Origin of the sequence: Kribbella sp. NPDC006257 (assembly GCF_040613535.1) — a bacterium.
GTDB lineage: Bacteria > Actinomycetota > Actinomycetes > Propionibacteriales > Kribbellaceae > Kribbella.
The window spans coordinates 256,770-281,457 of sequence record NZ_JBEXSJ010000001.1; the positions used below are offsets into that span (position 1 = coordinate 256,770).

Here is a 24,688-nt window from a genome sequence, read left to right on the forward strand (position 1 = left end):
CCCTCAACTCGGCCCGCGAATGTTGGCCGGTGGATCACCCGCCGTTTGCCAAATCCTCCGGTCCCTGAGAATCGGACAGCTTGAGCCATACGACCCCGCCGATGATGACCGCCAACCAGAACGCCTTCAGCGCAGTCAACGTCTCGCTGAAGAACACCGGCCCGAGCAGCGCAGCCCCCACAGCCCCGATGCCCGCCCATACGGCGTACCCGATCCCGACATCGATGCTCTTGAGCGCAACGCTGAGCGCAAACAACGTCAGCAAGAAGAACCCAACCGCCACCACCGACCAGGACAGTCTGCTGAAGCCGTGGCTACCTGCGACCGAAAGCGCATACCCAACCTCGAACACCCCAGCCAGCAGCAACACCAGCCAACCCTTGGTCATGCCGCCGCCCCACTCAACTGGAGCCCAACCACGCCCACGATGATCACGGCGATCCCAACCACCTTCCGCCACCCCAACCGCTGCCCGAACAGCACCACCCCAAGCCCAGCAATCCCCACCCCGGCCACTGACGTCCAGACGGCATACCCCACCCCCACATCAAACGTCAGCAACGCCAAACTGAGGAAGTAGGTGGCAACCCCGCCACTGACCAACGTGGCGGCAGTCCACCCAGCCCGCCTGAACCCTTCAGACTTCCCGGCTGACACCGCAACCATCACCTCGAACACAACAGCGACCCCAAGATAAAGCCAGTGCATTCCAATAATCCTTTCCTCGCCTCTGGCTCCTATCGTGAAACCTCACACCGGCGTCAACTGCAAGAACGGTGCCCAAGAATGAACCACCCCCGCAAGAACGTGTTCTTGCGGGGGTGGTTATCGTCAGCCATGAAGGCCGGGCTTGCTTAGGATTAGCTACGCCGCGCTCCACTGCTGATATTTCGAGCCGTTGCACACCACCATCTTCACTCCTTGGCTGGAGCTGCCGTCGAGACAATACCCAGGATTCGCGTAGTTTCGGTATTCCGCGTTGACCTTGTACCAGTCCCGGTACTCGGAGACATTGCACTGCGCGAGCTTGGCGCCTTGCGAGACGCTCCCGTCCAGGCAGGCGTTCGGGTACGCCTGGTCGTAGAGAAAACCCCCGCTGCTCAGCGTCCATTGCTGGTAGGCGGAGGAGTTGCAGACCTTCATGACTACTCCGTCCGAAACGCTGCCGTCCAGACAGAGGCCGGTCCCGTTCTTCAATCGGGTGCTCTGAACGGAGGTGGTGGAGTCGGTCGAGGCAGATGCGGCCGGTACGGCGAATGCGGTGGCCACGGCGGCAGAAACAGCAACTGCGGCCAGGTAACGTCGAACTGACATCATGTCCCAATCTGTAGACGGAAGATCGGTGTTCTGTACCTCATTGCGGCTCAAACTGTTCCACAGGAAACAGCGCTGACGGAATGCTTCTGCATCTTGTTGCAACCTGTATTGAGATCGCATTTGCCGCGCCTCTGGTGGGGGTGGCCGAAGGGGTGAGGTCAGTCCATGGTCGAACTTCACACTGGTGTCAACTGCAAGAATGGGGGTCCGCGGACACCCACAGGAGGCCTTATGCGCATCGGCGAACTGGCAGACGCGAGCGGCGTCAGCACGCGCTCCCTGCGGTACTACGAGGAGCACGGACTGATCCGCGCCGACCGCACTCCCGGCGGCTGGCGCGACTTCGACGACTCCACGGTCGAACGCGTAGTCCTCATTCAGCACCTCTACGCCGCCGGCATCTCCAGCTCCACCATCAACGACCTCCTCCCATGCCTGGAAGCACCGCTCGCCGAGCGCACCGGCGTACTGGAAGAGCTCCTCGCCGCCCAGGTAGCCCACCTGGAATCCAAACGCCGCGAGATAGACCGGGAACTGGAAACCCTCCAGGCCCTCCGCCAAGAAGCCGCCCTCCCCACCAAAACCTCTTGAAGAGGCGCCCTTCGGCACGACGGTCTCATCTCGCTCACTGCGCAGTTGCAACTTGGTGCAGAAGCTTTCGTTCGGAGTCGTTGTCTGTGGAACAGTTGCGAAGCGTTACGAGGGTGTAGCTCTTCCGCCGACAGATTGGATCATGATGTCCGTACGTCGCTACCTGGCTGCAGTGGCTGGTGCAGCCGTTGTCGCCATCGCTTTCACTGTGCCGAGCGCGTCTGCGTCGACCGACTCCACGACAGCGGAGGGTTACCAGTACGAGAACGCGGGTCTGTGCCTGGACGGCAGCCTTTCGGGTGGGCTCGCGCTCAAGACCTGCAACGCGGCGTCCAGCTACCAGCGGTGGACTCTCGGCTCCGATTCCCTCCTTCGCAACGCACACTATGGCGCTGTCTGCGTGGACGGGAGCATCTCGCAAGGCGTCAGGCTCGAGTACTGCGACACCGCCTCCGTCTACCAGAAGTGGACCCGGTCCGGTACGGAGTTCAGGAACAACGCAAACCCCGGCTATTGCCTGGACTACAGCGTCAGCCAAGGTTTCAGGCTGGCGCCCTGCAACGGCACGACGTACCAAAGGTGGGGCAAACTGCAAGACGTGTAGCCCTTGGAACAGCGGAGCGAAGAGCCGACTGAACGCTCGAGGGTGGATCGCGAAGCGTGACGATCGACGACTTGGCTGCAGAGGTCGACCTGGAGTTGTTCGAGCGGGCCTGTGCGACCGCCTGGGCAACCGCGGCCACGACCGGCCGCTCCCGGGAGTCCACCCATTGGCCGGACGACGAGGCCGACGTACGCACGAGCTGTCCGGGCTGATCGATGGCGATGTCGCGCTCGGTTTCCAGCTGTATCGCGCGATGCCGTGTCACGCCGTTCTCATGTACGTCGGCTTGGAGCCCCACGACACCGCCTTCTGGACCGAGGTCCGTGCACTGCTCGACGACCCGGACGACCGGCTCGCAGTCCCGATGGCGTACTGGCTATGGTGCGGCCCGTTCGAGAGCACTCGCGAGACCGCCGTCGCCTGGCCCGAACTCACCGCGAATGCTCCGGACCGGAGACTCAGCCGGCTGCCTGCCGATCAGCCATCAAGACATGAAGTAGGCCAGCGACCCTGCGCTACTCGACGTGTCGCGTCTAGTCCTGAGGAATTGGGTGGACGGGGGCGGGGTCCGTGCGGTGCCTGCGTTTTGTGTGGTGGGGCGGGTGGGACTCGAACCCACGACCCAGGGATTATGAGTCCCTTGCTCTAACCGGCTGAGCTACCGCCCCTGAGATGACGTGTCGCTGGGTGATCGTATCGGGTCTTGGTGGGAAACCAGGGGACGGTCAGGGTGATGACTGAGCTGTGGGTGTCGGTTGTGGGCGATGATGGTGAACCAGGGGCTAGTGAAGGAGTGTTCGATGGGTTGGTTCATCTTTTTGGTACTCGTGGTGGGCGCCGTGGCGGCGTACCGGTTCCGGGTGCCGTTGATCGCGAAGCTGACGGGTCAGCCGCAGCACCGGATCCAGCGGGCGATCGAGCGGCGCAAGGACGGGCGCAAGTAGAGGCGTAGTAGGTCGGACAAAAGCAGTAGGCCGGCTCCGGGATGGAGTCGGCCTCTGATGTGTTGCTCCCGCGACTGGACTCGAACCAGTAACCTGCCGGTTAACAGCCGGCTGCTCTGCCAATTGAGCTACGCGGGATCGGTGTGTTTCCTGCCCCCGATCCCTGAGGACCGGATTAGGTTAGCAGGCTCGGAGCGAACTACAAAAATGAGATTCCGGCCGTCTCGAAACCGCTTCCGGGTCAGACGCCGAACTCGTCCCGTACGGCGGCCAGCGCGGCCTCGGCGCGGTCGAGCAGACCGGGCAGCGTCGGCTCCAATCCCTTGTCCAGAACGAAGTTCCACGAGATCGCCGCGTTCGTGTCGGCCGGGTTGCGCCGGCCGACGATCCGGACGCCCTTCTTGCCGGCCAGTGGGACGTGCCGCTGGATGACGACGCTGGCGTCGACCCGTTCGCGGAGGAGCTGCCCGAACCGGCCCGGGTCGTCGACGGGGAGGTCGGTCGCTCGCAGCGGCGTACCGAAGGCTGTCGTCTCGTAGACGTGCAGCACCGAGTCGTCGGAGTTCCAGGAGGCACGCTCGATGTGCTCCCAGCCCACCCGGCGTACCGCCTCCACCGAGTCAGTCGGCAGGTAGACGGCGGCCCGGCTGCCGGCGACCCAGTGACCAGTGGTCAGCTGAACGGCCGCGAGGATGTCTTCCTTGCCGTTGGTGGAGTGACGCGAGGCAATCCGGACCGCCTCGGTGAGTTCGGCAGGCCAGGACGTACGGCGAAGTCTGAGCACCTCCCCATCGTGTCAGCCGCCCGAAATCCCGCCTCGAGCGGGCTCAACCGGGCGGGCTCGTGACCAAGTGGCGAGGGTGGGCGTTGTTTGGTTGTGAACAACCACGGGGAAAACACTCAACCTGCCCACGCGGATCCCGGGCTTGCCGCGGCCGCGCTGGTCGTCTTCGCCCATCGGCACGAAGTGGTCCACCTGCTCTACTCGGCGGCGGATCAGGAAGATGCCGTACGGCGAATTGCCGACTTGCTCCAGATCAGCGAGTCAGCCGTCACCGATGTGCTCACCCAGCCGCTCGGCTGGATGCTCCCGCAGTCCCGGGCCGACCTGGAGGTCGCCAGCACCCGCCCGTCGGCGCCTGAGCTCGCCAGCACCGGTCCGTTGGCACCGGAGCTTGCCAGCACCCGTCCGTCGGAGCCGGAGCTCGCCAGCACCGGTCCGTCGGCGCCGGAGCTCGCCGCCGACGGACGCAGTACTGCCTAGTCGTCCAAGGGACCGACGCAGCACGGCCGGTCGAAAGACCCCGCGCCGTATTGCGTCGTCCGGAGAAACTCAGTAGCCCTGGAAAACCCGACGCAGGGTCTCCAGTGAAGCGGCGCCGGTGGTTTCGAGTGTGACCGGCGCCGTGGCCAGCCGGCCGGTGGCGAGGCGCAGCCATGCCTCGGCCGGCAACGTCAGCGTGCCGTCCGGCTCCGAAACCGGCTCGGAGTCGATCGACACCGGGTCGTTCAAGCGCAGAGTGAACTGCTGAGGCGGGTCGGTCAGATTGACCTGGATCACCGAGTACTCGCCGTTCAGCTCCGCCGGCTTGCTGATCCAGCCCAGCGTGCCCTCGATCCGCTCCAGCAGCAGCGGTACGGCGTCCGCGGCGAGCGTCGCCTTCTCGTCGACGCCGACCCGCACGTCCCACGAGTGCAAAGTGAGCTCGTTGAGCCGGATCTGCCCGATCGTCGCCACATCCGCCGGCTCCGGCAACCACGCCAGCTTCACCCGCACCTCGTCGCGCTGGGAATCGTCCAGCGACTCGAAGAGCGCGGTCAGCGCCTCGTTCTTGTCCAGGAACCCATCGGCCTGCTCCCGGCGCGACGCGGCGTTCCAGCGATCCCACACCGTCTGGTTGAAGTCGCCCGCCGGCTCCGGCGTACCGTCCAGCGCCGCCCGGACGGTCGCGGTCAGGATCTCCGCGCCGCTCCCGAGATGGCTGAGCACCTGCGCGATGTCCCATTCGGACGCACCCGACGGCTTGGCCAGGTCGGCGTCACTGAAAGATCTCACCAGCTCCGCGAGCTCGTCGTACCCGGTCCGCAAGGCGGCGATCACTACATCTGCGTTGCTCAAGTCGTTCCTCCAGAGAGTGCGTGCTCTGTGCAGAAGCAACCAACCCCCTTCGCGATCCATTCCTGCCCGGACCAATGCGGATATTCCGCAAGCAGAACAGCCCGTACTTCGTCCGCGATCCGCTCCTCATCGGCACCAGCAGCACGCCGTACCCAGGTCTCGTCCCGCAGCAACCGCAGATAATCCCGTACGCCGGACAGCAACCCTGGCCCTCCGACGTCCCCATGTCCCGGTACGACGATCCGCGCCTCCTCCAGCACCAGCCGCTCCATCACCGCCAGCCAGCGAGTCCCCGAGACATCCATGTCGTGCGGCGGAAACCAGGGGAAGATCGCGAACTGCCCAGCCTCAACCAGATCGCCAGTGAACATCACCCCGTCGACACTGATGACCTGATCACCGCGACTGTGCGCCCGCCCAGTCGCCCGCAACTTCACCGTCCGCCCGCCCAGATCAAGGTCGTAGCTCGACTCGTACACCAGATCAGGCACCGCCGGCCGGACCCCCTCCAGCCGACGAGCCACCACCTCATCGAGCCCCTTGAACATCTCCAGATAGCCGAGCCCCTTCCCAGCCAGATCCTCAGCCTGCGCCCGATTAACAAGATAGGTGGCGGCACCCGCGAACGCCTGCGCTCCGAAGGCATGCTCCGGATGGAAATGCGTCGTCGTCAGATAGAGCCGCCGCCCACGAGCAAACTCCAGCGCAAACGAGAGCACCCGCTCCGCGTTCTCCAGACCGAGCCCGGTATCGACGACTAGCACTGAGTCGCTACCTCCGATCACCCCGATATTCGGCACCAACGGCACCCGCCGATCGGGGATCACCACCAGGTCCCGCGCGATCTCCCGCGCACCATCGGTCTGTACTTCCGGGTCGGTCATCGTCATGCCGCCAGTCCATCCCGCCCCGGCCGCGAGCGTCCAACACCGATTCCGCAGCCTCGATACCCAACGGGTATCGTCCAGCTCAATGGACCTACGCCTGCTCCGGTACTACGTGGCCGTCGCCGAAGAACTCCATTTCGGCCGGGCAGCGACCCGCCTGCACATGACCCAACCGCCGCTGAGCCGCGCCATCAAGCAACTCGAGACCGACCTCGGCACCCTCCTGCTCCACCGCTCGCCAACCGGAGTGAGCCTCACCCCAGCCGGAGAGGCCCTGTACGCCGAGGCGCGTACCCTCCTCGATCAGGCCGACCAAGCGCGCGCCCGGGTGACCTCGATCGGCGCCACCGCCCAAGTCACGATCGGCACCCTGGGCGACAGCGTCGAGCAGGCCGACGCCAGGTTCGCCGCGGCAGTCCGTGCCCAGCACCCCGCCGTACGGTTCCAGATCCGCGAGGCGGACTTCACCGATCCGACGGCGGGGCTGCGGGCCGGCCTGGTCGACTTCGCCCTCACCCGCGGCCCGTTCGCCGACGACGGCATCAGGACGCTCGTTCTGCGATCCGATCCGGTCAACGTCGTACTCCGGGCTGACGACCCATTGGCGCAGTACGAGCATCTGAAGCTGAGCGACCTGGTCGACCGGAGTTGGTGTCGGTTGCCTGAATCAACCGATGCCAGCTGGCGGATGTACTGGAACGGCGATCAAGAGCGCGAAGGGCCGATCGTGCGAACCGTCCACGAGTGCCTGCAGGCGATCCTGTGGAACGGCAGCATCGGGCTCGCGCCACTCACGCACGCTCTGCCCGACGGCGTCATCGGCGTACCGGTGCTCGACCTGCCGCCGAGTCACCTGGTCGCAGCCTGGAACAGCGACAACCCGAACCCGCTCATCCGCTCCTTCGCCCGGATCGCCGCTGCCGTCTACAAGCCTTAGATCTTGGGTTTTCCGGGCTGGTAGACCCAGGTCTGGAAGAACGCGCCGAGGTCGCGGTGGGTCAGGTGCTCGACGAACCGGATGAAGGTCTGCGTCGAGACGTTGCTGTGCCGGTACGCCGTCGGCCACTGCTCGAGGACGCGGAAGAAGTCGCGGTCACCGATCTTCAGGCGCAGCGCCTGCAACGTCATCGCGCCACGGGTGTAGACGAGGTCGTCGAAGATCTTGTCGCGGCCGGGATCGGCGACCTTGCCGGTCCAGTCGTCCTCACCGTCGTACGCCTCCTTGAAGCTCTTGCTCACCGGGACCTTGTTGAACTTCTCCTGGTAGAGCCATTCGGAGTACGTGGCGAAGCCCTCGTTGAGCCAGATGTCCGACCAGTGCACCGGAGTCAGGCTGTCGCCGAACCACTGGTGCCCGAGTTCATGAGCGAGCAGATCCCCGCTGACCTTGCTGCTGCGCTGGTCGTACACCGGTCGTCCCTGCGTTTCCAGCGCATAGTGGACGCCGACGTCGCCGATGATGCCGCCGGTCGAGCCGAACGGGTAGCGCCCGTACAGCGACGACTCCCACTCGACGATCTGTGCGGTGGTCTGGTTGAGCACCTTGCCTTGACCGGCGACGGTGTCGATGGACTTGCCGATGGCGGTGATGTTCTGGCGGCCGTCGCGCAGTACCCCGTGGGTCACGTTGTAGTTGCCGATCGCAAGCATGGCCAGCTCGCTCGCCATCGGCTGGTTCATCTGCCAGCGGAAAGTCGTCTTACCGCCGTGCGACGTGGTCGGGCCGGGTTCACCGTTGCCGAGCACGGTGAGGCCGGTCGGCACGGTGACGGTCTGGCTGTACGTCGCCTTGTCGACGGTGGTGTCGTTCACCGGGTAGTACGTCGCCGCGCCGATCGGCTGGTTGAGCGCGACGGCGCCGTCCTTGGTGGCGGTCCAGCCGGAGATCCCCAGCGCCGGGTCGTCGATCTTCTGCGGTACGCCGGCGTAGGTGACCGCGACGGTGAACTTGCTCCCGCGCCACAGCCCGTGCGGCGGCGTGATCACCAGCTCCTGCGCGCCATTCCGGGTGAACGACGCGGCCCGCCCGTTGACCGACAACTTGCTGATCTTCAACGGACCTTGGAAGTCCAGGTCGAACCGAGACAGGTTCTGCGTGGCCTTGGCAAGAATCGTCGTCGTCGCCTTGATCGCATGCGTCTTGGGATCGAAGGCCAGCTTGATGTCGTAGTGCCTGACGTCATACCCTCCGTTCCCCATGTCGGGGAAGTACGGATCCCCGGCTCCGGGTGCTCCGGGCGAGAACTGTGGCGCGGCGTTGGCCGTCAGGCTCGTCCCACCCACCAGACCCAAGGCCAATGCGCAAACGACCACCAAAGAACCCCGACGACGTCCCACAGCTCCTCCTCGACATCCCTCGACAGACACGGTCAGCTGATGCACCGGGCGTCCTCTGCCACGATGGCCTGGTGGATCCGAACCAACCCTACGACCTGCGCGCCCTCGCCGCCCGGGCAATACCGCCCGAAGCCCCCTTCGCCTACGGCCAGGGCTCGACGGCCACCACCTGGACCTCATGCACTTCTCAGTTGCCAAAGTCAACGAGTGGTGTGAGCTGGCGGCGGATGGCGCGACCACTGGCTGGCTGGCCGGTGGACGGATCGCCTGATGCGACTCGGACTAGGTGATGGGTGGGAGGTCGGCGGCTAGGGAGATGAGGCGGTCGAGGACTGAGCCGCCGGAGGCGGTGCCGCCGTCGTGTTGCCATTCGTTGGTGATCCAGGGGGTGAGGTTGCCTACCCGGGCGGCTGTTCGGAGGGAGAGTTCGGCGTCGACGTACATGTCGTCGTGCCAGATGGCTGTGGCCACCGGGACCTGGTTGGCGGCGAGGCGGTCGACGTCGTACAGGGGTGTCCAGTCGTCGTAACTGGCCAACAGGTTCGCAGCTTCGGCGAATTCGCGGAGGCCGGAGAAATCGAGCATCCAGGGGTAGATCATCTCGCCGGTGAAGAGGAGTGGGGTGGCGTCGGGGGCGAATTCGGCCGGTAGTTCACGACCTGCTGCCCAGGCGGTCGGGCGCTTGTCCTGGGCGTAGATGCTCTCGTGCAGTACGGCGTAGATCGGCGAATGGAAGGTGGTGTCGTTCATCGCCTGGTACAGGAATTTCCGCGACAACTCGGTGCCGTCCCACGCCTCGTCGAGCGCCCAATGCAGTGAATGCTCGTGCGTGCCCATGCCCAGCCCCATCCCGAGGGTCTGGAATCGTTGCACAGTAAGGCGATCCCCATCAGGAAGCCGTACGTCGTTGTCGCGCAAGTGCTCCGCGATCCGGTGGACCCGGCCGACGTCGTCGGGGTAGCGCTCGTAGAACGCGGTGACCTTCGCCTTCACTCGCGGATAGGTCCGGCGATAGACCTCTTCGGCAGTGGTTTCCAACCCGGGCAGCCCACCGGTGATGTAGCAGCTCGCCAATCCCTCGGGCGCCAGCGACAAGTAGGTCAGCGTGATGAAACCGCCGTAGCTCGTACCGAGGGTCGACCAGCGTTTGCCCGAGTTGAGCTGCGCCCGGATGAGTTCCAGGTCCCGGACGATCGAGTCGGCCCGGAAATGGCGCAGGTACGACGCGAGTTCGCTCGGCGGCATGCTTTTCGCCGTACGGGTTGTGACCGGCGTACTGCGACCCGTGCCGCGCTGGTCGAGCAGGAGCACGCGGTAGTCACGTGTTGCGCGCTCGATCCAGCCGCTGGCTCCGGTAGGTCGCGGTGACGGCCCGCCTGGACCGCCTTGCAGGTAGACGAGCCATGGCAGCTCCGAGTTGGTCTTGGAAGCGGCGACGACCTCGCGTGCCATCACCTCGATCGACGGTCCGTCCGGCAGCGCGTGGTCGAGCGGCACGGTGAACACATGGTCGGTGGCGACAAGTCCTGGCAGTCTCGGCATGCCGCCCAGTCTGGTCGATCAGGCGTCCACGAGGGCAGTGCTTTTCAGTCGATCGAAGGTATTGCGGACGCGCATCGGGTGGTCCGTCGTGACGGTCACCGGATCTTCTCCGGCCAGGACGCGCTCGACCGAGCCCAGGTGGACCGACCGGTACGCCGCGACGATGATCGCCGCGGTGAACCTCGGTTCCGGTACGCCGGTGTCCGCCATCGCGCGCGCGATCGCTTGTTCGAGGTGGTCGAGTAGTTCGCGGGCACGCGCCTGCAGAGCCCGGGACTCGGCGACCATCCGCCAGAACGGTGCGAACGACCCGCGGATCGCCGTCAACGGGTGACCCTGCTCGGCGAGCGAGAGCACCAGGTCGGTCAGCGCGGCGACGGCCGACGTACCGGCCGGGCGGTCCGTGATCGCGGCGACGACCAGCGCCTCGGCTTCGGGGTAGCGGTCGAAGACCAGATCTTCCTTGCGCGGGAAATACGCGAAGACGGTCGGCCGGGCCACGTCGGCGGCCTCGGCGACCTCGGACACCGAGACCTCGTCGAAGCCGCGCTCGAGGAAGAGCGCGGTCGCGATATCCGAGATCCGGGTGCGGAGCTCGGACTTCTTACGTTCCCGCCGGCCGGGCGGCTGCTCGTTCACCGGGCCAGCATCTCATACCCGGATAAAAAATATACTCGGTATGACTTTGGTGCTAATGTGCTCGGCATGCTGGCACTTGGGGTGAACTACGACACCGGACTGACGTTCGACGGCCGATCCACGCGGAACCGCTTCGCCGAAGACCGGGTCCGCGACGAGCTGCGGATCATCGCGGACGAGCTGCATGCACCTGCCGTCCGGGTCTCTGGAAACGACCTCGACCGGTTGACGATCGCGGGGGCGGCCGCGCTGGAGGCCGGACTCGACCTCTGGTTCTCGCCGATCCCGATGGACCTCGCGCCGGACGAATTCATTGCCTTCCTGACCGACTGCGCGACCCGCGCCGAGACGCTCCGGAAAGACAGCGCGCAGGAGGTTGTCCTCGTCCTCGGTTGCGAGCTGTCCATCTTCTGCAAGGGGTTCATCCCGGGGCAGACCAACGGCGAGCGGATCGCTGTGATGACCGATCCGGCGACCTGGACCGACCCAGGCAAAGTCGAGGAACTCCAGGCCGGCATGGCTCTGTGGGCCGACGTGCAGAACCGTCTGGTCGCCGCGGCACGGAAGGCGTTCAACGGGCGGATCACCTACGCAGCCGGGATGTGGGAGGACGTCGACTGGTCGCTGTACGACATCGTCGGCATCGATGCCTATCGGGACGCCCAGAACGCGGCGACCTTCGGCGAGGAGCTGGCCGGGCGGCTGAAGTGGGGCAAGCCGGTCGCCGTCACGGAGTTCGGCTGCTGCACATACAAGGGGGCCGGCGACAAGGGCGGGATCGGCTGGGCGATCGTCGACCGGTCGGTGCGGCCGCCCGCGATCAAAGGAACATTCGAGCGGGACGAGGAGGAGCAAGTGAGCTACCTGCGCGAGGTGGTCGAGGAGTTCGACCGGATCGAGCTGGCCGCGGCGTTCTGGTTCAGCTTCGCCGGATACGAGTTGCCGCATCGACCGGATGACCCGGAGCACGACCTCGACCTCTCGGCGTACGGGCTGGTGGCGATGGATCCCGACGGCACCAACTGGCGGCACAAACGCGCCTTCGAGGCACTTGCCGAGCTCAACGAAAGGCGGAACTGATGGACTATGTGAGGCTCGGGGCAACCGGGTTGAAGATCTCGCGGATCTGCCTGGGGATGATGAGCTTCGGCACGGGCGGGGCTCGCGAATGGCATCTCGGCGAGGAGACCGCCGAGCCGATCGTCCGGCAGGCCGTCGAAGGCGGGGTGACCTTCTTCGACACGGCCGATGCGTACTCCAAAGGCACCGGCGAGGAGTTGACCGGAAAGCTACTGCGCAAGCTCTTCGCTCGGCGCGAGGACTATGTGCTCGCCACAAAGGTCTACTACCCGACCGGGCCCGGGCCGAACGATCGCGGTCTGTCCCGCAAGCACATTCTCGATGCGATCGACGCTTCTCTGCGCCGGCTCGGGACCGAGTACGTCGATCTCTACCAGATCCATCGGTGGGACGACGAAACGCCGATCGAGGAGACGATGGCGGCGCTGGCGGACGTCGTACGGGCTGGTAAGACTCGGTATCTCGGCGCGTCCAGCATGGCGGCGTGGCAGTTCGCCAAGGCGCAACGGGTCGCGGACATCCCCTTCGTCTCGATGCAGAACCACTACAACCTGGTCTACCGCGAGGAGGAGCGCGAGATGATCCCGCTCTGCATCGACCAGGGCGTCGGCGTCATCCCGTACAGCCCACTCGCCCGCGGTCTGCTCGCCCGAGAAGCCGGTACGACGGCGCGCTCGGGCACCGACCCTGTCGCCGATGACCTGTACGACGCCGGTGATCTCGAGGTCGTCGAAGTGGTCCGTGAGCTCGCGAAGGAGCGTGGCGTCGCACCGGCCCAGATCGCCCTCGCCTGGTTGCTCGGCGCCGACGGGGTGAACGCGCCGATCGTCGGCGCCACCAAGCTCCGGCACATCGACGACGCGGTCGCCGCCCTTGGGGTTGCTCTGACGTCGGACGAACGCGCTCGCCTCGAAGCGCCGTACCGGCCGCATGGAGTGATCGCCTAACGTAGGTCAGGTGCGAGTAGCGACGTGGAATGTGAACTCGGTCAAGCAGCGGATGCCGCGGTTGCTGGGGTGGCTCGATGAGCGCCAGCCCGATGTGGTGTGCCTGCAGGAAACCAAGCTGGCGGATGATGCGTTCACCAGCTTGCTCGGTGCGGAGCTGAGCGCGCGCGGCTACGAGACTGCCCTGTACGGCGAGGTGCAGTGGAACGGCGTCGCGCTGCTCTCGAAGGTCGGCCTGGAAGACGTCGTCACCGGGGTCGCGGGGGCGCCGGGCTTCCCGAATCCGGAGGCGCGCGCGGTCGCGGCGACGTGTGGTGGGATCCGGATCCATTCGCTCTACGTGCCGAACGGGCGGACGCCGGACTCGGATCACTACCGCTACAAACTCGCCTGGCTCGCCGCGCTCAAGGAGGTCGTCGCCGCCGGACCCGCCGAGGCGATCGTCTGTGGCGACATGAACATCGCACCGGCCGACGCGGATGTGTTCGACCCGGCGGCGTACATCGGTTCGACGCATGTGACCCCGCCGGAGCGGCAGGCGTTGGCCGACCTGATGTCGACCGGGCTCCACGACGTCGTACGGGACCGGTGGCCGGACGAGCGGGTCTTCAGCTACTGGGACTACCGGGCCGGCATGTTCCACCAGGACCTCGGGATGCGGATCGATCTGGTGCTGGCTTCGGATCCGGTGGCCGAGCGGGTCAAGGCGGCGTGGATCGATCGGAAGGCGCGCAAGGGCACCGGGCCGAGTGACCACGCGCCGGTGATCGTCGATCTGGACACCGCGCCGGACGGCGACATCGGGCCGGTCGTACCGCCGCCGTCGGCGCCGCGGGGTGGGCGGAAGAAGACCACGAAACTCCCACAGAATCGCTGACCTCTCAGGGCACATAATGACGGGATGCCGAACCTAGCCCGGGTGTCCCGCAGGGTCTTAGCACGCCGCAATCACCTCGGCCGAGAAGCGCCCACCGACATCACTTCGCCAGCTTCGCCGACCTCGCCAGCTTCGCCGGCGTTGCCGGCTTCCCCGGCTCCGCCAGGTTCCCCGGGTTTGTCGGCTTCGCCGGGCTCCCTGGGTTCCGCGGGCTCCCCGGGTTTCTCGGCTTCGCCGAGTTTGGTTGCTTTGCTGGGCGCTGTGGTTTTGCTGGTGGCGGGCCTCAGCGCGTGCTCGGACTCTGGTTCTGATGGCGGAAGTCAGCAGGGTGAGGCGGTGGCGTGGACGAAGGTGGAGTTGCCGGCTGGTGCGGAGCCGGTGACGCTGACGGCCAAGGGTGATGACCTGTTGATCGGGGTGCGGCACCGGGGTGCGAAAGTCGTTCCTGGGTTGACGATCCGGTCCACCGACGGCAAGCTCACGCCGATTCCGGTGCGGCCGACGAGCCCATATGCCTTTCTGGCGGTCTGGCAGTCGGTGGCGATCAACGGTACGACGGTGCTCGCGCTGGGCGGCGCGCCTGGGGGCGCGCACTCGAATGTCCGCTACACCGTCTGGACCGGGACGACGTCGGGACTGGTGGAGCATCCGCAGGAGTTCAACACGTTTGGTGGTCAGGCTGCCGGCAACGTGATCGGTGCTGTGTTGGCGCCGGGTGGAGGCGCATTGATCGGATCCTGGGGGAGTGACATCTCCGGTCTGGATGCGGCGGTCTGGTTGCCCCAGGGGGAGAAGTGGATCCGCCAGAAGGTTGCCGGTACTGCGTTGCAGAGCAAGGCGGATCTGCTGGTCGGGCCCACTTCGGGCACGCTCTCCGGCGAGAGCATCGTGATCGCTGGATCGCAGGTGAAGCTCGGACCGAACCTGGTCGAGCAGCACGCAGCTCTCTGGCGATCGACTCAGCTGAACCAAGGCTGGACGCGGCTCGAGTTGCCGGATGGAGGTGAGCGGAGTGAGGTCCGCACGATCAGTTGTACTGCGACTGTTTGTCTCGCTTCCGGGTACGCCGACGGCAAGCTGGCGATTTGGAGGATGGAGGGCTCGCAGGCGTCGCGGTACCAGGGCGTGCCGCAGATCGCCGTCGGCGACAAGGACCAAGTGCCGTCCGCTGTCGAGTCCGACGGCAAGCTGATCCAGGTCGCCGCCGAGGGCGGAAAATTCAAGGTGCTCACCGGCCCCGCCGACCAACCGACCGGGGCCGGCGACCAACCGACCGGCGGCGACCGCTGGACGGTTCACGAGGGGAGCGGGCCGAGTGGGCGGGCAACGCAGACGCTGCGGATCGGCAACACGCTCTACCTACTGGCCGGCCCCAGCGGCGGCCCGCTCACCCTCTGGCAGACCGACCTCAAGGCGCTCCGTTAGTGGCGGCCCGCTCACCCTCTGGCAGACCGCCGCACAAAGCGCTCCATTAACGGGTCCGCTCCCTCGCTGGCAGGACCGATCTCACGGCGGTTCGTTAGTTGCTGTTGGCAAGTAGGCCTTGGAGGTAGGCGGCCTGGCCGGCGTGTTGGAGGTCGTCGGAGAGGACGCTGATCAGCCGGACGCCTAGGGTGACCGGCGGGTTCCAGCGCCGGTCGACGATCCGGTCGAGGTCTTCGTCGGTGAGCGTCTTGAGGTATTCGAGCGACCGGGCGTGCACGGCGTCGTAGTACCCGGTGAGCTGTTCCGCGGACAGCTGAACCGCGGCGACCTGCTCGCCGGTGTGCCCGTAGCCCGTGTCGGCGGCGTCGAACGGCAGCCCGAGCCGGTCGTGCCAACCCTCGGCGGTGATGACCTGCTCGTACCCTCCCGCATCGGCGAGATGGTCGTCCTGGATCCGGGTCAGGTGCCAGACCAGCCAGGCGATCGAGTTGCCGGTGCCCTCCGGGCGGGTACTCAGCGTCTTGTCGTCCAGCCCGTCGACCACGTCGTGCACGACTTCCTGGATCCGGCCGAACGCATCGAGCAGCACTTCGCTGGTATTCACAGAATTCCCCTTCGTAACGCGGACGGGAACCACGCTAGCGCGCGCCCCGGACACTTTCCGAAGGGGACTAGTCTGGCGAACGGCATCCATGTCCTGACCATGTCGTGAGCAAGGAGCAAGCTGTGGAATACCGCACTCTGGGCAACAGCGGCGCCGTCGTGTCGACGTACGCGCTCGGCACGATGACGTTCGGCAACGAGACGGACGAGGCCGGCGCGCACGCACAGCTCGACCGGTACGTCGAGGTCGGCGGGACTCTGATCGACACGGCCGACGTCTACACCGCCGGTGTGTCGGAGGAGATCATCGGTCACTGGCTGGCGAAGAGCTCCGCGCGCGACAACGTCGTACTGGCTACCAAGGGGCGGTTCCCGACGGGGGATTCGCCGAACGATGTCGGTACGTCGCGGCGGCATCTGCGGCGGGCGCTCGATGCGTCGCTGAAGCGGCTCGGGGTGGACCATGTCGATCTTTATCAGCTGCACGCGTGGGATCCGATCACGCCGTTGCAGGAGACGCTCAGCTTCCTGGAGGACGCCGTCCGGGACGGGAAGATCGCGTACGGCGGGTTGTCGAACTTCACCGGATGGCAGTTGCAGAAGGCGTGCGATCTGATCGACCGGCAAGGCTGGTCGCCGTTGGTGACGCTGCAACCGCAGTACAACCTGCTGGTGCGTGAGATCGAGTGGGAGATCGTGCCGGCCGCGCTGGAGAACAAGCTCGGGTTGCTGCCGTGGTCGCCGCTCGGTGGTGGGTGGTTGACGGGGAAGTACTCGTTCGACGAGGAGCCGACCGGGGCGACGCGGCTCGGCGAGGATCCGAATCGCGGGGTCGAGTCGTGGCACCGGCGCAGCAAGAACCAGCGGGTCCGCGATGTGGTCGAGGCGGTGCGGGGGATCGCGGAGGCGCGCGGGAGCTCGATGGCGCAGATCGCGCTCGCCTGGCTGGTGGATCGGCCGGCGATCACGTCCGTCATCCTCGGCGCCCGCACGATGGACCAACTCAACGACAACCTCGCCGCCGCCGACCTGCACCTCACCGACGAGGAGCGTGCAACCTTGGATCAGGCAAGCGACCCAGGCGCAGCCGACTACCCCTACGGCGCCCCCGGCCTAGCCCAACGAGACCGCCCAATCTCCGGCGGCCGCAGCTAACAACTCTGGCTCGGCCGGGGGGCGGCGGCGTGTGAGGTGAGGGGCGGCGGCGTACCGGCTTGGCAGGGTTGGCGTGCGAGGTGAGGGCGGCGGCGTTCGGCGTACCGGCTCGGCGGGGTTGGCGTGCGAGGTGAGGGCGGCGGCGTTCGGCGTACCGGCTCGGCGGGGTTGGCGTGCGAGGTGAGGGCGGCGGCGTACGGCGTACCGGCTCGGCGGGGTTGGCGTGCGAGGTGAGGGCGGCGGCGTACGGCGTACCGGCTCGGCGGGGTCGGCGGACGGGTTAGAGGTGGACTGCTTTGTGGAGGGCGGCGTAGGAGGTGACTAGGGCGCGGCGCTCTTCTACCAGGGTGCGGTCGTCGGGGCGGCAGCCGTCGGCAACCCAGCGGTCGGACAGGTTCATCGCCTGTACGCGCCAGTGGGCTGCGGGCTGGACCGCCTCGGGGTCGACGCTGTAGACGTACGAGTACAGCTCGACCAGCGCGGACTCGAGCTCCGACTCGGTGACGCCCTCGTCGTGCTGATGGGCGCGATGGATCCGCCACCACTCGACCTCCAGCCGCGCCGCCTCGGCTGGGTCGATCATCACCTCGCCCGTGGTTTGGACCAGGGCGTAGAACCGCCGCATGTATGCCCGCGCACCATCGGGTTGATTGTCGGGGAACGGCGCCCAGAGTTGATTCGCCTTCAGCACATACCAAGCACCCGCGAATGTCCGCGGCGGACTCATCCCGAAGCCGGCCGCCACCATCCCGACCGACGCTTTGAGAAAGCGCGCCCAATCCCGGCGGTAATAGGCAACCCAGGCGTCGGTTTCGCGATTCCCCACCAGCACCGGATCGAACGCTCTCGGTCCACGCGTAGCCACGGTGCCGATGCTACGCCGCTCAGCTCGGAAGCAACCCGGACCAGACGACACCGCTCAGCTCGGGAGGAGCCCGGACCAGACGACACCGAGTGCCAGACAGGCAAGCGTCACCAGGCCGAACATGCCGACCCAGAGCAACGCCGGTACGCCGGTCAGTCGCCGTAGCTGATCCGCGTCGGAACTTCGTCCGCCACCACCTCGCCGCGAATGCTGCAACTCGAGTACTGCGCGAGGAGCCGAGAGGAGCAGGAACCAGGTGAGCAGGTGGGCGAAGGTCGACTGCACGTCGGCCGTACCCCACCACGAGACCGCGAAAACAATGGTGCCGAAGGCAACGACCGACCAGAGTCCGAAGAGGTTCCGGATCTGGAGCAGGAGGATGACGAGGGCGAGGAGGAGGCCCCAGAGCAGCGCAACGGCGTACCCGCGACTCAATACGAACGCCGCCGCCAGCCCGAAGAGCGCCGGACCTGGGTAGCCGGCGAGGAGTACCGCGATCATCCCCGGTCCGGTCGGCTTCCCGCGCGAAACAGTCACCCCCGACGTATCCGAGTGCAACCTGATCCCGGTCAGTTGACGCCCCACCAGCAGCGCGATGATCCCGTGCGCACCTTCATGCGCAATCGTCACCACCTGCCGCGTATGCCGCCACAGCGGTCGCCACGCAATCAACGCCAACGCCACAACCCCAGTAGCAATCACCACCCGCCCTGACACCGCAGGCTGCGCCCTGGTGATGCTGTCCCACACCTCACTCATCACCCCATCCTTACAGCCCCCTGGTCAACCCTCCGCACCGCACACCAATCCACCCAGCTACGGCCGGTACGCCGTACCGCACATCACCCGTACGCCGTACCGCTCATCACCCGTACGCCGTACCGCTCATCACCCGTACGCCGTACCGCTCATCACCCGCAGGCCGTACCGCTCATCACCCGTACCCGTACCGCTCATCACCTGTACGCCGTACCGCTTATCACCTGTACGTCGTACCGGGCGCCACCACCATTCGCCGTACCATCCACCACCCGCTACGCCGCGCGAGCCGGTGCGCCATCTCGCTCACCACCTCGTGGGTCGTTCCGCTCATCACTGGGTACGGCGTACCGGCCGCCCCGTTCGCCGTACCGCCCATCACTCACTTCGCAGTACGACGGGTGCGCCATCTCGCTCACCGCCTCGGGTGCCGCGCCGCCCACCACCCGGTGCGCCGCGCCGCCCCCCACCCCCCACCCGGTGCGCCGTGCTGAGTGCCATCACCTCGGTAGGCCGTGCTGCCCGTCACCGGGTGCGCCGCGCTGCCCGTCGCCGGGTGCGCCGCGCCGAGCGCGACCTCCGTGCGCCGCAGTGCCCAGCACCATCGCCCTCGAACGCGTGACCGGTACGACCGCGGTAGGCACAACGGTGTCGTTCCCGCTGCGCCGCGCGATCCAGTGCGCCGTCTCGCACGCTCGCGTCGACAGCCGGTCACCGGCTCGCCTCGCGTGCATCTCGGAGGATCGCCTGGTGAGCAGGCTCCGCCCCATCTGTTCTATCTCCACTCCCGAGCGCACGGCTATTGCCGGAGCCTCCCATAGGTGCTCCTGGTGGGCGGTCTCCGCTGCGGGATTGTGCTAGTCGAGACGGTGGGTATCAAGGGCGCCTTCGGCGTCCCTGCGGGATCTTCGACCCTTGACACCCACCGTCTCGACCAGGAAAGGACGCAGCTACGCGGATCCCGCCAGACGTGTGAGCCCAAGGAGCAACCTTCGCCGGGGCTAGCCGGGTGGAGTGCCTCGCCGGGGTGGGCCGGGCACTGGCTGCGTCGCCGGGGCCGGCCGGTTCGGATGTGCGAAGAGGGGGCCTCGTTCCCGGTGTCGTGGTTCACCCCCTGCAATGGGAGGGGGGTAAGCGCCACAAGAGGAGCGGAGCACTCCGAGAGAGTGCGGAATCCGGGCGGAGGGGAGGGAACGCGGTGAGGGGAGGGAACGCGGTGGCGTGGAGGGAACGCGGTGAGGGGAGGGAACGCGGTGGCGTGGAGGGAACGTGGTGGCGTGGAGGGAACGTGGTGGAGGGGAGGGGAGCGTGCCGACGGACATGAGGTGTCGGCGTCGGGAGGGTGGGGGCACGCTCAGGTCGGGCGGGGCGGAGGCGGAATTGGCGGATACCTCATGTCCGTCGGTACGGGGGGCGGCGAGGTTTGCCTGAATCGCGTCGCTTCGGGGACGGGCAATCAGTTTCGGGCAGGGCTGGGGCGGGACGGTACTCCAGGCAGGCTGTGGCTCGGGATGCGGTGGCTATGGGGGTGGAAAGAGGTGGTTGGCTCGTTGGGTGGAAAGGAACAATCGGCATTTGCAAATTTGTTGCCAGTTAAGGGGGATGGGGGCGGGGGACAGGTGGTTAGGTGGGCCAGGGGATGTGGGCGGCTACTCGTTCTCGGAGTTGTTCGTTGAGGAGCCAGAGTTCGTTGGTGGTGGGCCAGTAGGAGAGGTTTTCGGTGTTGCGGGGGGACTTGGTCCAGGTGGTGGTGGAGGTGCCGGCGGTGCCGCGGTGGAGGCAGCTGGGGTAGTCGATGCTGTCGCCGATGTTGCCGGCGTATTCGGGGCAGACGCCGGCGATCACGAAGATGCCGTTGGAGGAGACGGCGCCCTGCATACCCCAGACGGGCGAGTCGAAGGCTTCGATCGCCTGGACGACTCCGGCGGACGAACGGGGGAGGCCGGCTGATTCGTCGAGGGGCCAGCGGACGATTCGGCCGCCGCCTCGTTCGGTGTGTTCGGCGGCGACGAAGGAGGCGGTGCCGGAGTGGTCGATCGCGAGGCTGGCGAAGCATGGCTTCGAGCCGGTGGTGTTCGCGCACCCACCACCGGCGTACCAGTAGGCGCCGATCTGCGGCAGGGCGAAGGCGTGCCAGAGTGCGTGGTATTTGCCGTCGGCACCTAATCCGACCTCGCCGGTCGACGTGTCGGTGCGCCAGATGTGCGAGAGGTCGAAGACCCGTAGTACGGAACCGCTGGTCGCGACGACCAGTTTGTTCCCCGACCAGAACATGCCGTGGCCGTGGCCGGCGATCGCGGCGAAGTTGCCGTTCGAGGTCGGCTCGACGAGAAGGACGTGCCGGTACTTGTGCGTCGTGAGGTCGAGGAACGAGACCCGGATCGCCGTGTCCCCAGCGTTGTGCCAAGTCGCAGCGGCCACCCGGCGAGTGACACCGGCGTCGCCGGAACCAGTGAAGCCTTGCGGGATCCAGACGTTCTCGTCGTCGTCCTCGCCGTCCTGCCAGCAGAACCCCTTCGGGTTGAGCGAGGCCGTCAGGTACGTCGCATGGCACAGGTTCCGGCCCGTCCGATTGGAGGCGGCGAGCACTTCGGTGACGCCGACCGGTGCCAGCGCAGGCTTCTGCTCGAGCGCTGAGATCCGGCCGCCGTACGTTGCGAACGTATCGCCCGAAACCAGCTGGAAGCTGCTCGCGTCGATGCGTGGGAAGGACACAGCTGCGTGCGCCGTGGGTACTTGGCAGAGGCCGATCAGCAGGGCGGCCGTCAACATCAAACGTCTGATCCGCATGGGCCGATAGTCGTTCACCAGCAGTGAGTTGGCCACTAGGACAACCGGCATGCTGAGCCGTTGACTTAGGACCGGCCACGGCGGACGGTAGTGGAATCTGCGGCCCAGGGGAGGGGCTGCTTCATTGGGGGAGTCATGCCGACAACACGCAAGACCGCTGCAAAAACCAAGGTCAAGGCAGAGGAAGCGGCGACCGTCGCACTGCCACAATTCCTCGCCTCGGCCGGGACCCTGACGCTCGGCCAGCGAAAGCTGCTCGTCGACCAGGCGCTGCTCCTGCTCGAGCAGAACTACGTCCACCTGCCGGAGAAGGTCGCCATGCACGCGGTGAATCCGCTGCAGCGCCTCCGGGTGATGCGGGCCAGGATGGAACGCCAGACCGCTGAGTCGATGGAAGCCGAGTGGATCTTCCACCGGGAGATGTCGAGCATCTTCCATTCGGTCCGCGACCTGCACACCAACTATCTGCTGCCGTCGCCGTTCGCGGGCAAGATCGCCTACCTGCCGTTCATGATCGAGAAGTGCTACGACACGACCGGCGGGCACTACCTGATCACCAGCATCGTCACCGGTTACAGCGCCCCGCAGTTCGGCGCCGGTGTCGAGGTGACGCACTGGAACGGTACGCCGATCGCGCGCGCCGTCGCGCTGAACGGAGCCCAGTTCGCCGGCAGCAACGATGCCGCGAACCTCGCTCGCGGCCTGGAATCGCTGACGTTGCGCCCACTGGTGATCCAGGCGCCGCCGGACGAGGACTGGGTCACCTTGAGCTATGTCGGCCTCGACGGTGCCGCGCACGAGTTGCGCGAGCAGTGGAAGGTGACCACCAACCTGCCGCCGATGACCGACCTCGACGCGGTCACGCCGGCGTCGGCCGCGATGGGACTCGACCTCGACTCCGACGAGAAGGCCCGCGCCAAGAAGGCCCTCTACGTCAGGAAGGTCGTCGACCTCGAACAAGGCCGGACCTCCGTCGAGCTCGCCGACCCGGTCGCCGTCGGCGGCGCGGATCTGGCGACCACGATGCCGGGCGTCTTCCGCGCCCGTGAGGTGACCACGGCCCACGGCACCTTCGGCCACCTGCGCATCTTCACCTTCAGCGTCACCGATCCGGTCGCGTTCCGGAACGAGTTCGTCCGGCTCGCCGCGGCCCTGCCACAGAACGGCCTGATCGTGGACGTCCGCGACAACGGCGGCGGGCACATCTACGCCAGCGAGTTCACCCTGCAGACCATGACGCCACGGCGCATCTCGCCGGAACCGGTCCAGTTCATCAGTACGCCGCTCAACCTGCGCCTGTGCCGCCGGCACAAGGACAACCCGGCCGGTATCGACCTCGGCCCGTGGTTCGAATCGCTCGACCTCGCCACCGAGACCGGCGCCGCGTACTCCGCCGCGAAGCCGATCACTCCCGAGGACGGCGCGAACGACATCGGGCAGACGTACTACGGACCGGTCGTCCTGATCACCGATGCCCGGGTCTATTCCGCGACCGACATCTTCGCGGCCGGTTTCGCCGACCACCAGATCGGCAAGATCCTCGGCGTCGACGACAACACCGGCGCGGGTGGCGCGAACGTGTGGACGCACGGCCTGCTCGCGACGCTGCTGAACGAGCCGCCACCACCGGACCCGACCTCGCCGTACGTGGCGCTGCCGAACGGGGCGAACATGCGGGTCGCGATCCGCCGGACGCTGCGGGTGGGAGAGCTGTCCGGTACGCCGGTCGAAGACCTCGGCGTACGGCCCGATGCCACCCACAAGATGACCCGTGCGGACCTGCTCGAAGGCAACAAGGATCTGCTCGACGCGGCCGGTGCGTTGCTCGCCGCGATGCCGACCCGGAGCCTCGGCGTGACGACCGCCCTGGCCGGTACGACGCTGACGGTCGGCCTCGACGTGGACGCCATCGACCGCGTCGACCTCTACCTCGACGACCGCCCGATCAGCTCGGAGGACCTGGGTGCCGCCCCGCTGAGCATCGACATCCTCGATGTCACCGCCGGCCAGCTCCTCCGCGCCGACGGCTACGAAGCAGGTGAACTGGTCGCGTCAAGACGAGTCACCATCTGAAGTTGCAGGTTGATGCCACCCCGCAGGTGGCGCCGGGCCGGGCCGGTTATCGTCAGCCGCGTGAAACGGGGACAGAAACTCATCGCGGGCGCCGCCGTCTTGCTTGCCTTCGGCATCATCGCGACCGGCGCCATCGTCTGGGACCGGCACACCGTCGCCACGACCGATCCGGCCGCGGCCGAGGCGTCGGAGGTGGCGAAGGCCCGAGAGGCCCTGCCCAGTACCACACCGTCGTCCGGGCCGCCCACCGCCGACGACATCGTCTCGCCCCCGCCCCAGCCCGCGGCGCTGACCAAGAATCCCCTCTACCGGATCGGGAAACTGCCGGCCACGCGCTGCCGGCAGCCACTCCAGTCGCCCACTTCGCTCGCCAATGTCCGAGCCTTCGAGACCGAGCTGCTCAGCTGCCTGAACCGGCTTTGGCAACCCGCGATCCAGCGGGCCGGCTTCACCTTCCAGGCGCCCAAACTGGTCGTGGTGAAGGGCACCTCGCCGTCGTCACCCTGTGACATCTACGACCGCGACGCCTACTACTGCGGCGGCACCATCTACATCGACGCGACCACAGTCCTCGACAGCTGGAATGGTAACCAGGGCCAAACCGTGGCGTACCTGACCTTCGTCCTCGGCCATGAGTACGGGCATCACCTCCAGGCACTGACCGGGATCTTCAAGGCGGAGTACCAGTGGCAACTGCCGCGGGTAGACCTCTCGCTCCTGGGAAGCAGGCGGATAGAACTCCAGGCCAACTGCTTGAGCGGTGTGTTTCTCGGAGCCGTCCAGGGCACGTATCTCCTGGTGGACGAAGACCTGGCCGACTGGCAGGCCGTGGTCCGGAATTTTATCGATCCCGACCGCGACCACGGCAACACCGAGAACGCGGGCAACTGGAGCATTGCCGGCTATGACGCGGCCGACCCGAAAGCTTGCAACACCTTCACCGCCGCGGCGCCGTTCGTCGCCTGAGCAGGTTGCCTGATCGGGCAGAAATGTGACTCTGTTCATATCGTTCGCAAGTATCACGAGATTGCGATAACTTGGAACGAAGCTAGTGCGCAGAATCACAAGCGGAAAACGAATGACCGTTCTTGCCATCGGTCCTGCTTCGGCGGGAGAGTGGGGTTGCAAAAGAAC

The 24,688-nt window shown here is 66.5% G+C and carries 27 protein-coding genes and 2 tRNA genes; 13 read left to right on the forward strand and 16 right to left on the reverse strand.

All coding sequences use genetic code 11. From position 1 onward, the window contains the following. Positions 1–34: 34 nt before the first annotated feature. The 3 genes from ABZ004_RS01235 to ABZ004_RS01245 form a co-directional block, all read right to left on the reverse strand. Positions 35–388 (reverse strand): multidrug efflux SMR transporter, encoded by a 354-nt coding sequence (locus ABZ004_RS01235; RefSeq protein WP_355677748.1) that lies wholly within the window; start codon positions 386–388, stop codon positions 35–37. Beyond that, a complete protein-coding gene (locus ABZ004_RS01240; protein WP_355677749.1) occupies positions 385–708 on the reverse strand; it encodes a multidrug efflux SMR transporter in 324 nt (107 codons plus the stop codon). The genes ABZ004_RS01235 and ABZ004_RS01240 overlap by 4 nt, the downstream gene beginning before the upstream one ends. A gap of 156 nt (positions 709–864) precedes the next feature. Beyond that, the gene (locus ABZ004_RS01245) at positions 865–1,314 is read right to left on the reverse strand and encodes an RICIN domain-containing protein (RefSeq protein ID WP_355677750.1); all 450 of its coding nucleotides are present in this window, start codon (positions 1,312–1,314) and stop codon (positions 865–867) included. Positions 1,315–1,548: 234 nt separating this feature from the next. Here ABZ004_RS01245 and ABZ004_RS01250 point away from each other — a divergent pair, with 234 nt between their 5' ends. The 3 genes from ABZ004_RS01250 to ABZ004_RS01260 all read left to right on the forward strand — a co-directional run bounded on the left by ABZ004_RS01250 (position 1,549) and on the right by ABZ004_RS01260 (position 2,724). Beyond that, complete coding sequence (locus tag ABZ004_RS01250; protein ID WP_355677751.1) at positions 1,549–1,908, forward strand: MerR family transcriptional regulator; 360 nt, start codon at positions 1,549–1,551, stop codon at positions 1,906–1,908. A 145-nt stretch (positions 1,909–2,053) separates the two neighbouring features. Then, entirely contained in the window at positions 2,054–2,512 is a 459-nt protein-coding gene (locus ABZ004_RS01255) for an RICIN domain-containing protein (protein WP_355677752.1), read from the forward strand. Positions 2,513–2,568: 56 nt separating this feature from the next. Beyond that, positions 2,569–2,724, forward strand: coding sequence for a hypothetical protein (locus ABZ004_RS01260; protein ID WP_355677753.1), 156 nt, complete (start codon positions 2,569–2,571; stop codon positions 2,722–2,724). 379 nt (positions 2,725–3,103) lie between these two features. Here the strand turns inward: ABZ004_RS01260 and ABZ004_RS01265 are convergent. Then, positions 3,104–3,180, reverse strand: a tRNA-Ile gene (locus ABZ004_RS01265). Positions 3,181–3,312: 132 nt separating this feature from the next. Between ABZ004_RS01265 and ABZ004_RS01270 the strand changes: the two genes are divergently transcribed. Then, positions 3,313–3,456, forward strand: a complete 144-nt coding sequence (locus tag ABZ004_RS01270; RefSeq protein ID WP_355677754.1) for a hypothetical protein — start codon at positions 3,313–3,315, stop codon at positions 3,454–3,456. 65 nt (positions 3,457–3,521) lie between these two features. Here the strand turns inward: ABZ004_RS01270 and ABZ004_RS01275 are convergent. Together ABZ004_RS01275 and ABZ004_RS01280 are read right to left on the reverse strand one after the other, a co-directional pair. Next, positions 3,522–3,594: transfer RNA gene (locus tag ABZ004_RS01275), tRNA-Asn, on the reverse strand. A gap of 103 nt (positions 3,595–3,697) precedes the next feature. Further along, on the reverse strand, positions 3,698–4,240 hold the full coding sequence (locus ABZ004_RS01280; RefSeq protein ID WP_355677755.1) for a hypothetical protein: 543 nt from the start codon (positions 4,238–4,240) through the stop codon (positions 3,698–3,700). 93 nt (positions 4,241–4,333) lie between these two features. On the opposite strand from ABZ004_RS01280, the gene ABZ004_RS01285 reads away from it, so the two are divergent. Further along, on the forward strand, positions 4,334–4,720 hold the full coding sequence (locus tag ABZ004_RS01285; RefSeq protein ID WP_355677756.1) for a hypothetical protein: 387 nt from the start codon (positions 4,334–4,336) through the stop codon (positions 4,718–4,720). A 69-nt stretch (positions 4,721–4,789) separates the two neighbouring features. Here ABZ004_RS01285 and ABZ004_RS01290 read toward each other — a convergent pair whose 3' ends face one another. After that, a complete protein-coding gene (locus ABZ004_RS01290) occupies positions 4,790–5,575 on the reverse strand; it encodes a maleylpyruvate isomerase family mycothiol-dependent enzyme (protein ID WP_355677757.1) in 786 nt (261 codons plus the stop codon). Beyond that, on the reverse strand, positions 5,572–6,465 hold the full coding sequence (locus tag ABZ004_RS01295; protein WP_355677758.1) for an MBL fold metallo-hydrolase: 894 nt from the start codon (positions 6,463–6,465) through the stop codon (positions 5,572–5,574). The genes ABZ004_RS01290 and ABZ004_RS01295 overlap by 4 nt, the downstream gene beginning before the upstream one ends. Before the next feature lie 82 nt (positions 6,466–6,547). Between ABZ004_RS01295 and ABZ004_RS01300 the strand changes: the two genes are divergently transcribed. Further along, a complete protein-coding gene (locus ABZ004_RS01300; RefSeq protein WP_355677759.1) occupies positions 6,548–7,399 on the forward strand; it encodes a LysR substrate-binding domain-containing protein in 852 nt (283 codons plus the stop codon). Here ABZ004_RS01300 and ABZ004_RS01305 read toward each other — a convergent pair. From ABZ004_RS01305 to ABZ004_RS01315, 3 genes are all read right to left on the reverse strand, one after another. Beyond that, positions 7,396–8,661 (reverse strand): M1 family metallopeptidase, encoded by a 1,266-nt coding sequence (locus ABZ004_RS01305; RefSeq protein ID WP_355677760.1) that lies wholly within the window; start codon positions 8,659–8,661, stop codon positions 7,396–7,398. The two genes, ABZ004_RS01300 and ABZ004_RS01305, sit on opposite strands and share 4 nt — an antisense overlap. Before the next feature lie 420 nt (positions 8,662–9,081). Then, entirely contained in the window at positions 9,082–10,341 is a 1,260-nt protein-coding gene (locus ABZ004_RS01310) for an alpha/beta fold hydrolase (protein WP_355677761.1), read from the reverse strand. 18 nt (positions 10,342–10,359) lie between these two features. Further along, complete coding sequence (locus tag ABZ004_RS01315; protein WP_355677762.1) at positions 10,360–10,980, reverse strand: TetR family transcriptional regulator; 621 nt, start codon at positions 10,978–10,980, stop codon at positions 10,360–10,362. 66 nt (positions 10,981–11,046) lie between these two features. Between ABZ004_RS01315 and ABZ004_RS01320 the strand changes: the two genes are divergently transcribed. The 4 genes from ABZ004_RS01320 (at position 11,047) to ABZ004_RS01335 (ending at position 15,309) form a co-directional block, all read left to right on the forward strand. Next, positions 11,047–12,060: a hypothetical protein gene (locus ABZ004_RS01320; protein WP_355677763.1), complete on the forward strand. Its 1,014-nt coding sequence runs from the start codon at positions 11,047–11,049 to the stop codon at positions 12,058–12,060. Then, the gene (locus ABZ004_RS01325; RefSeq protein WP_355677764.1) at positions 12,060–13,007 is read left to right on the forward strand and encodes an aldo/keto reductase; all 948 of its coding nucleotides are present in this window, start codon (positions 12,060–12,062) and stop codon (positions 13,005–13,007) included. Before ABZ004_RS01320 ends, ABZ004_RS01325 begins: the two co-directional genes overlap by 1 nt. Before the next feature lie 10 nt (positions 13,008–13,017). After that, positions 13,018–13,884: an exodeoxyribonuclease III gene (locus tag ABZ004_RS01330; RefSeq protein ID WP_355677765.1), complete on the forward strand. Its 867-nt coding sequence runs from the start codon at positions 13,018–13,020 to the stop codon at positions 13,882–13,884. Between the two features lie 336 nt (positions 13,885–14,220). After that, positions 14,221–15,309 carry a hypothetical protein gene (locus tag ABZ004_RS01335; protein ID WP_355677766.1) on the forward strand — a complete coding sequence of 363 codons (1,089 nt, stop codon included), beginning with the start codon at positions 14,221–14,223 and terminating at the stop codon, positions 15,307–15,309. A gap of 94 nt (positions 15,310–15,403) precedes the next feature. Here the strand turns inward: ABZ004_RS01335 and ABZ004_RS01340 are convergent, their stop codons facing one another. Continuing rightward, the gene (locus ABZ004_RS01340; protein ID WP_355677767.1) at positions 15,404–15,913 is read right to left on the reverse strand and encodes a DinB family protein; all 510 of its coding nucleotides are present in this window, start codon (positions 15,911–15,913) and stop codon (positions 15,404–15,406) included. Positions 15,914–16,035: 122 nt separating this feature from the next. Here ABZ004_RS01340 and ABZ004_RS01345 point away from each other — a divergent pair, with 122 nt between their 5' ends. Further along, positions 16,036–17,067, forward strand: a complete 1,032-nt coding sequence (locus ABZ004_RS01345; protein ID WP_355677768.1) for an aldo/keto reductase — start codon at positions 16,036–16,038, stop codon at positions 17,065–17,067. 280 nt (positions 17,068–17,347) lie between these two features. Here ABZ004_RS01345 and ABZ004_RS01350 read toward each other — a convergent pair whose 3' ends face one another. From ABZ004_RS01350 to ABZ004_RS01365, 4 genes are all read right to left on the reverse strand, one after another. After that, positions 17,348–17,932 carry a hypothetical protein gene (locus ABZ004_RS01350; RefSeq protein ID WP_355677769.1) on the reverse strand — a complete coding sequence of 195 codons (585 nt, stop codon included), beginning with the start codon at positions 17,930–17,932 and terminating at the stop codon, positions 17,348–17,350. A 54-nt stretch (positions 17,933–17,986) separates the two neighbouring features. Further along, the gene (locus ABZ004_RS01355; RefSeq protein ID WP_355677770.1) at positions 17,987–18,691 is read right to left on the reverse strand and encodes a M50 family metallopeptidase; all 705 of its coding nucleotides are present in this window, start codon (positions 18,689–18,691) and stop codon (positions 17,987–17,989) included. Between the two features lie 220 nt (positions 18,692–18,911). Continuing rightward, complete coding sequence (locus tag ABZ004_RS01360; protein ID WP_355677771.1) at positions 18,912–19,070, reverse strand: hypothetical protein; 159 nt, start codon at positions 19,068–19,070, stop codon at positions 18,912–18,914. 1,244 nt (positions 19,071–20,314) lie between these two features. Next, on the reverse strand, positions 20,315–21,481 hold the full coding sequence (locus ABZ004_RS01365) for a hypothetical protein (RefSeq protein WP_355677772.1): 1,167 nt from the start codon (positions 21,479–21,481) through the stop codon (positions 20,315–20,317). Positions 21,482–21,616: 135 nt separating this feature from the next. Between ABZ004_RS01365 and ABZ004_RS01370 the strand changes: the two genes are divergently transcribed. Both ABZ004_RS01370 and ABZ004_RS01375 read left to right on the forward strand, forming a co-directional pair. Beyond that, the gene (locus ABZ004_RS01370; RefSeq protein ID WP_355677773.1) at positions 21,617–23,554 is read left to right on the forward strand and encodes a S41 family peptidase; all 1,938 of its coding nucleotides are present in this window, start codon (positions 21,617–21,619) and stop codon (positions 23,552–23,554) included. A 60-nt stretch (positions 23,555–23,614) separates the two neighbouring features. Continuing rightward, positions 23,615–24,520 (forward strand): neutral zinc metallopeptidase, encoded by a 906-nt coding sequence (locus tag ABZ004_RS01375; protein WP_355677774.1) that lies wholly within the window; start codon positions 23,615–23,617, stop codon positions 24,518–24,520. Positions 24,521–24,688: the final 168 nt, after the last annotated feature.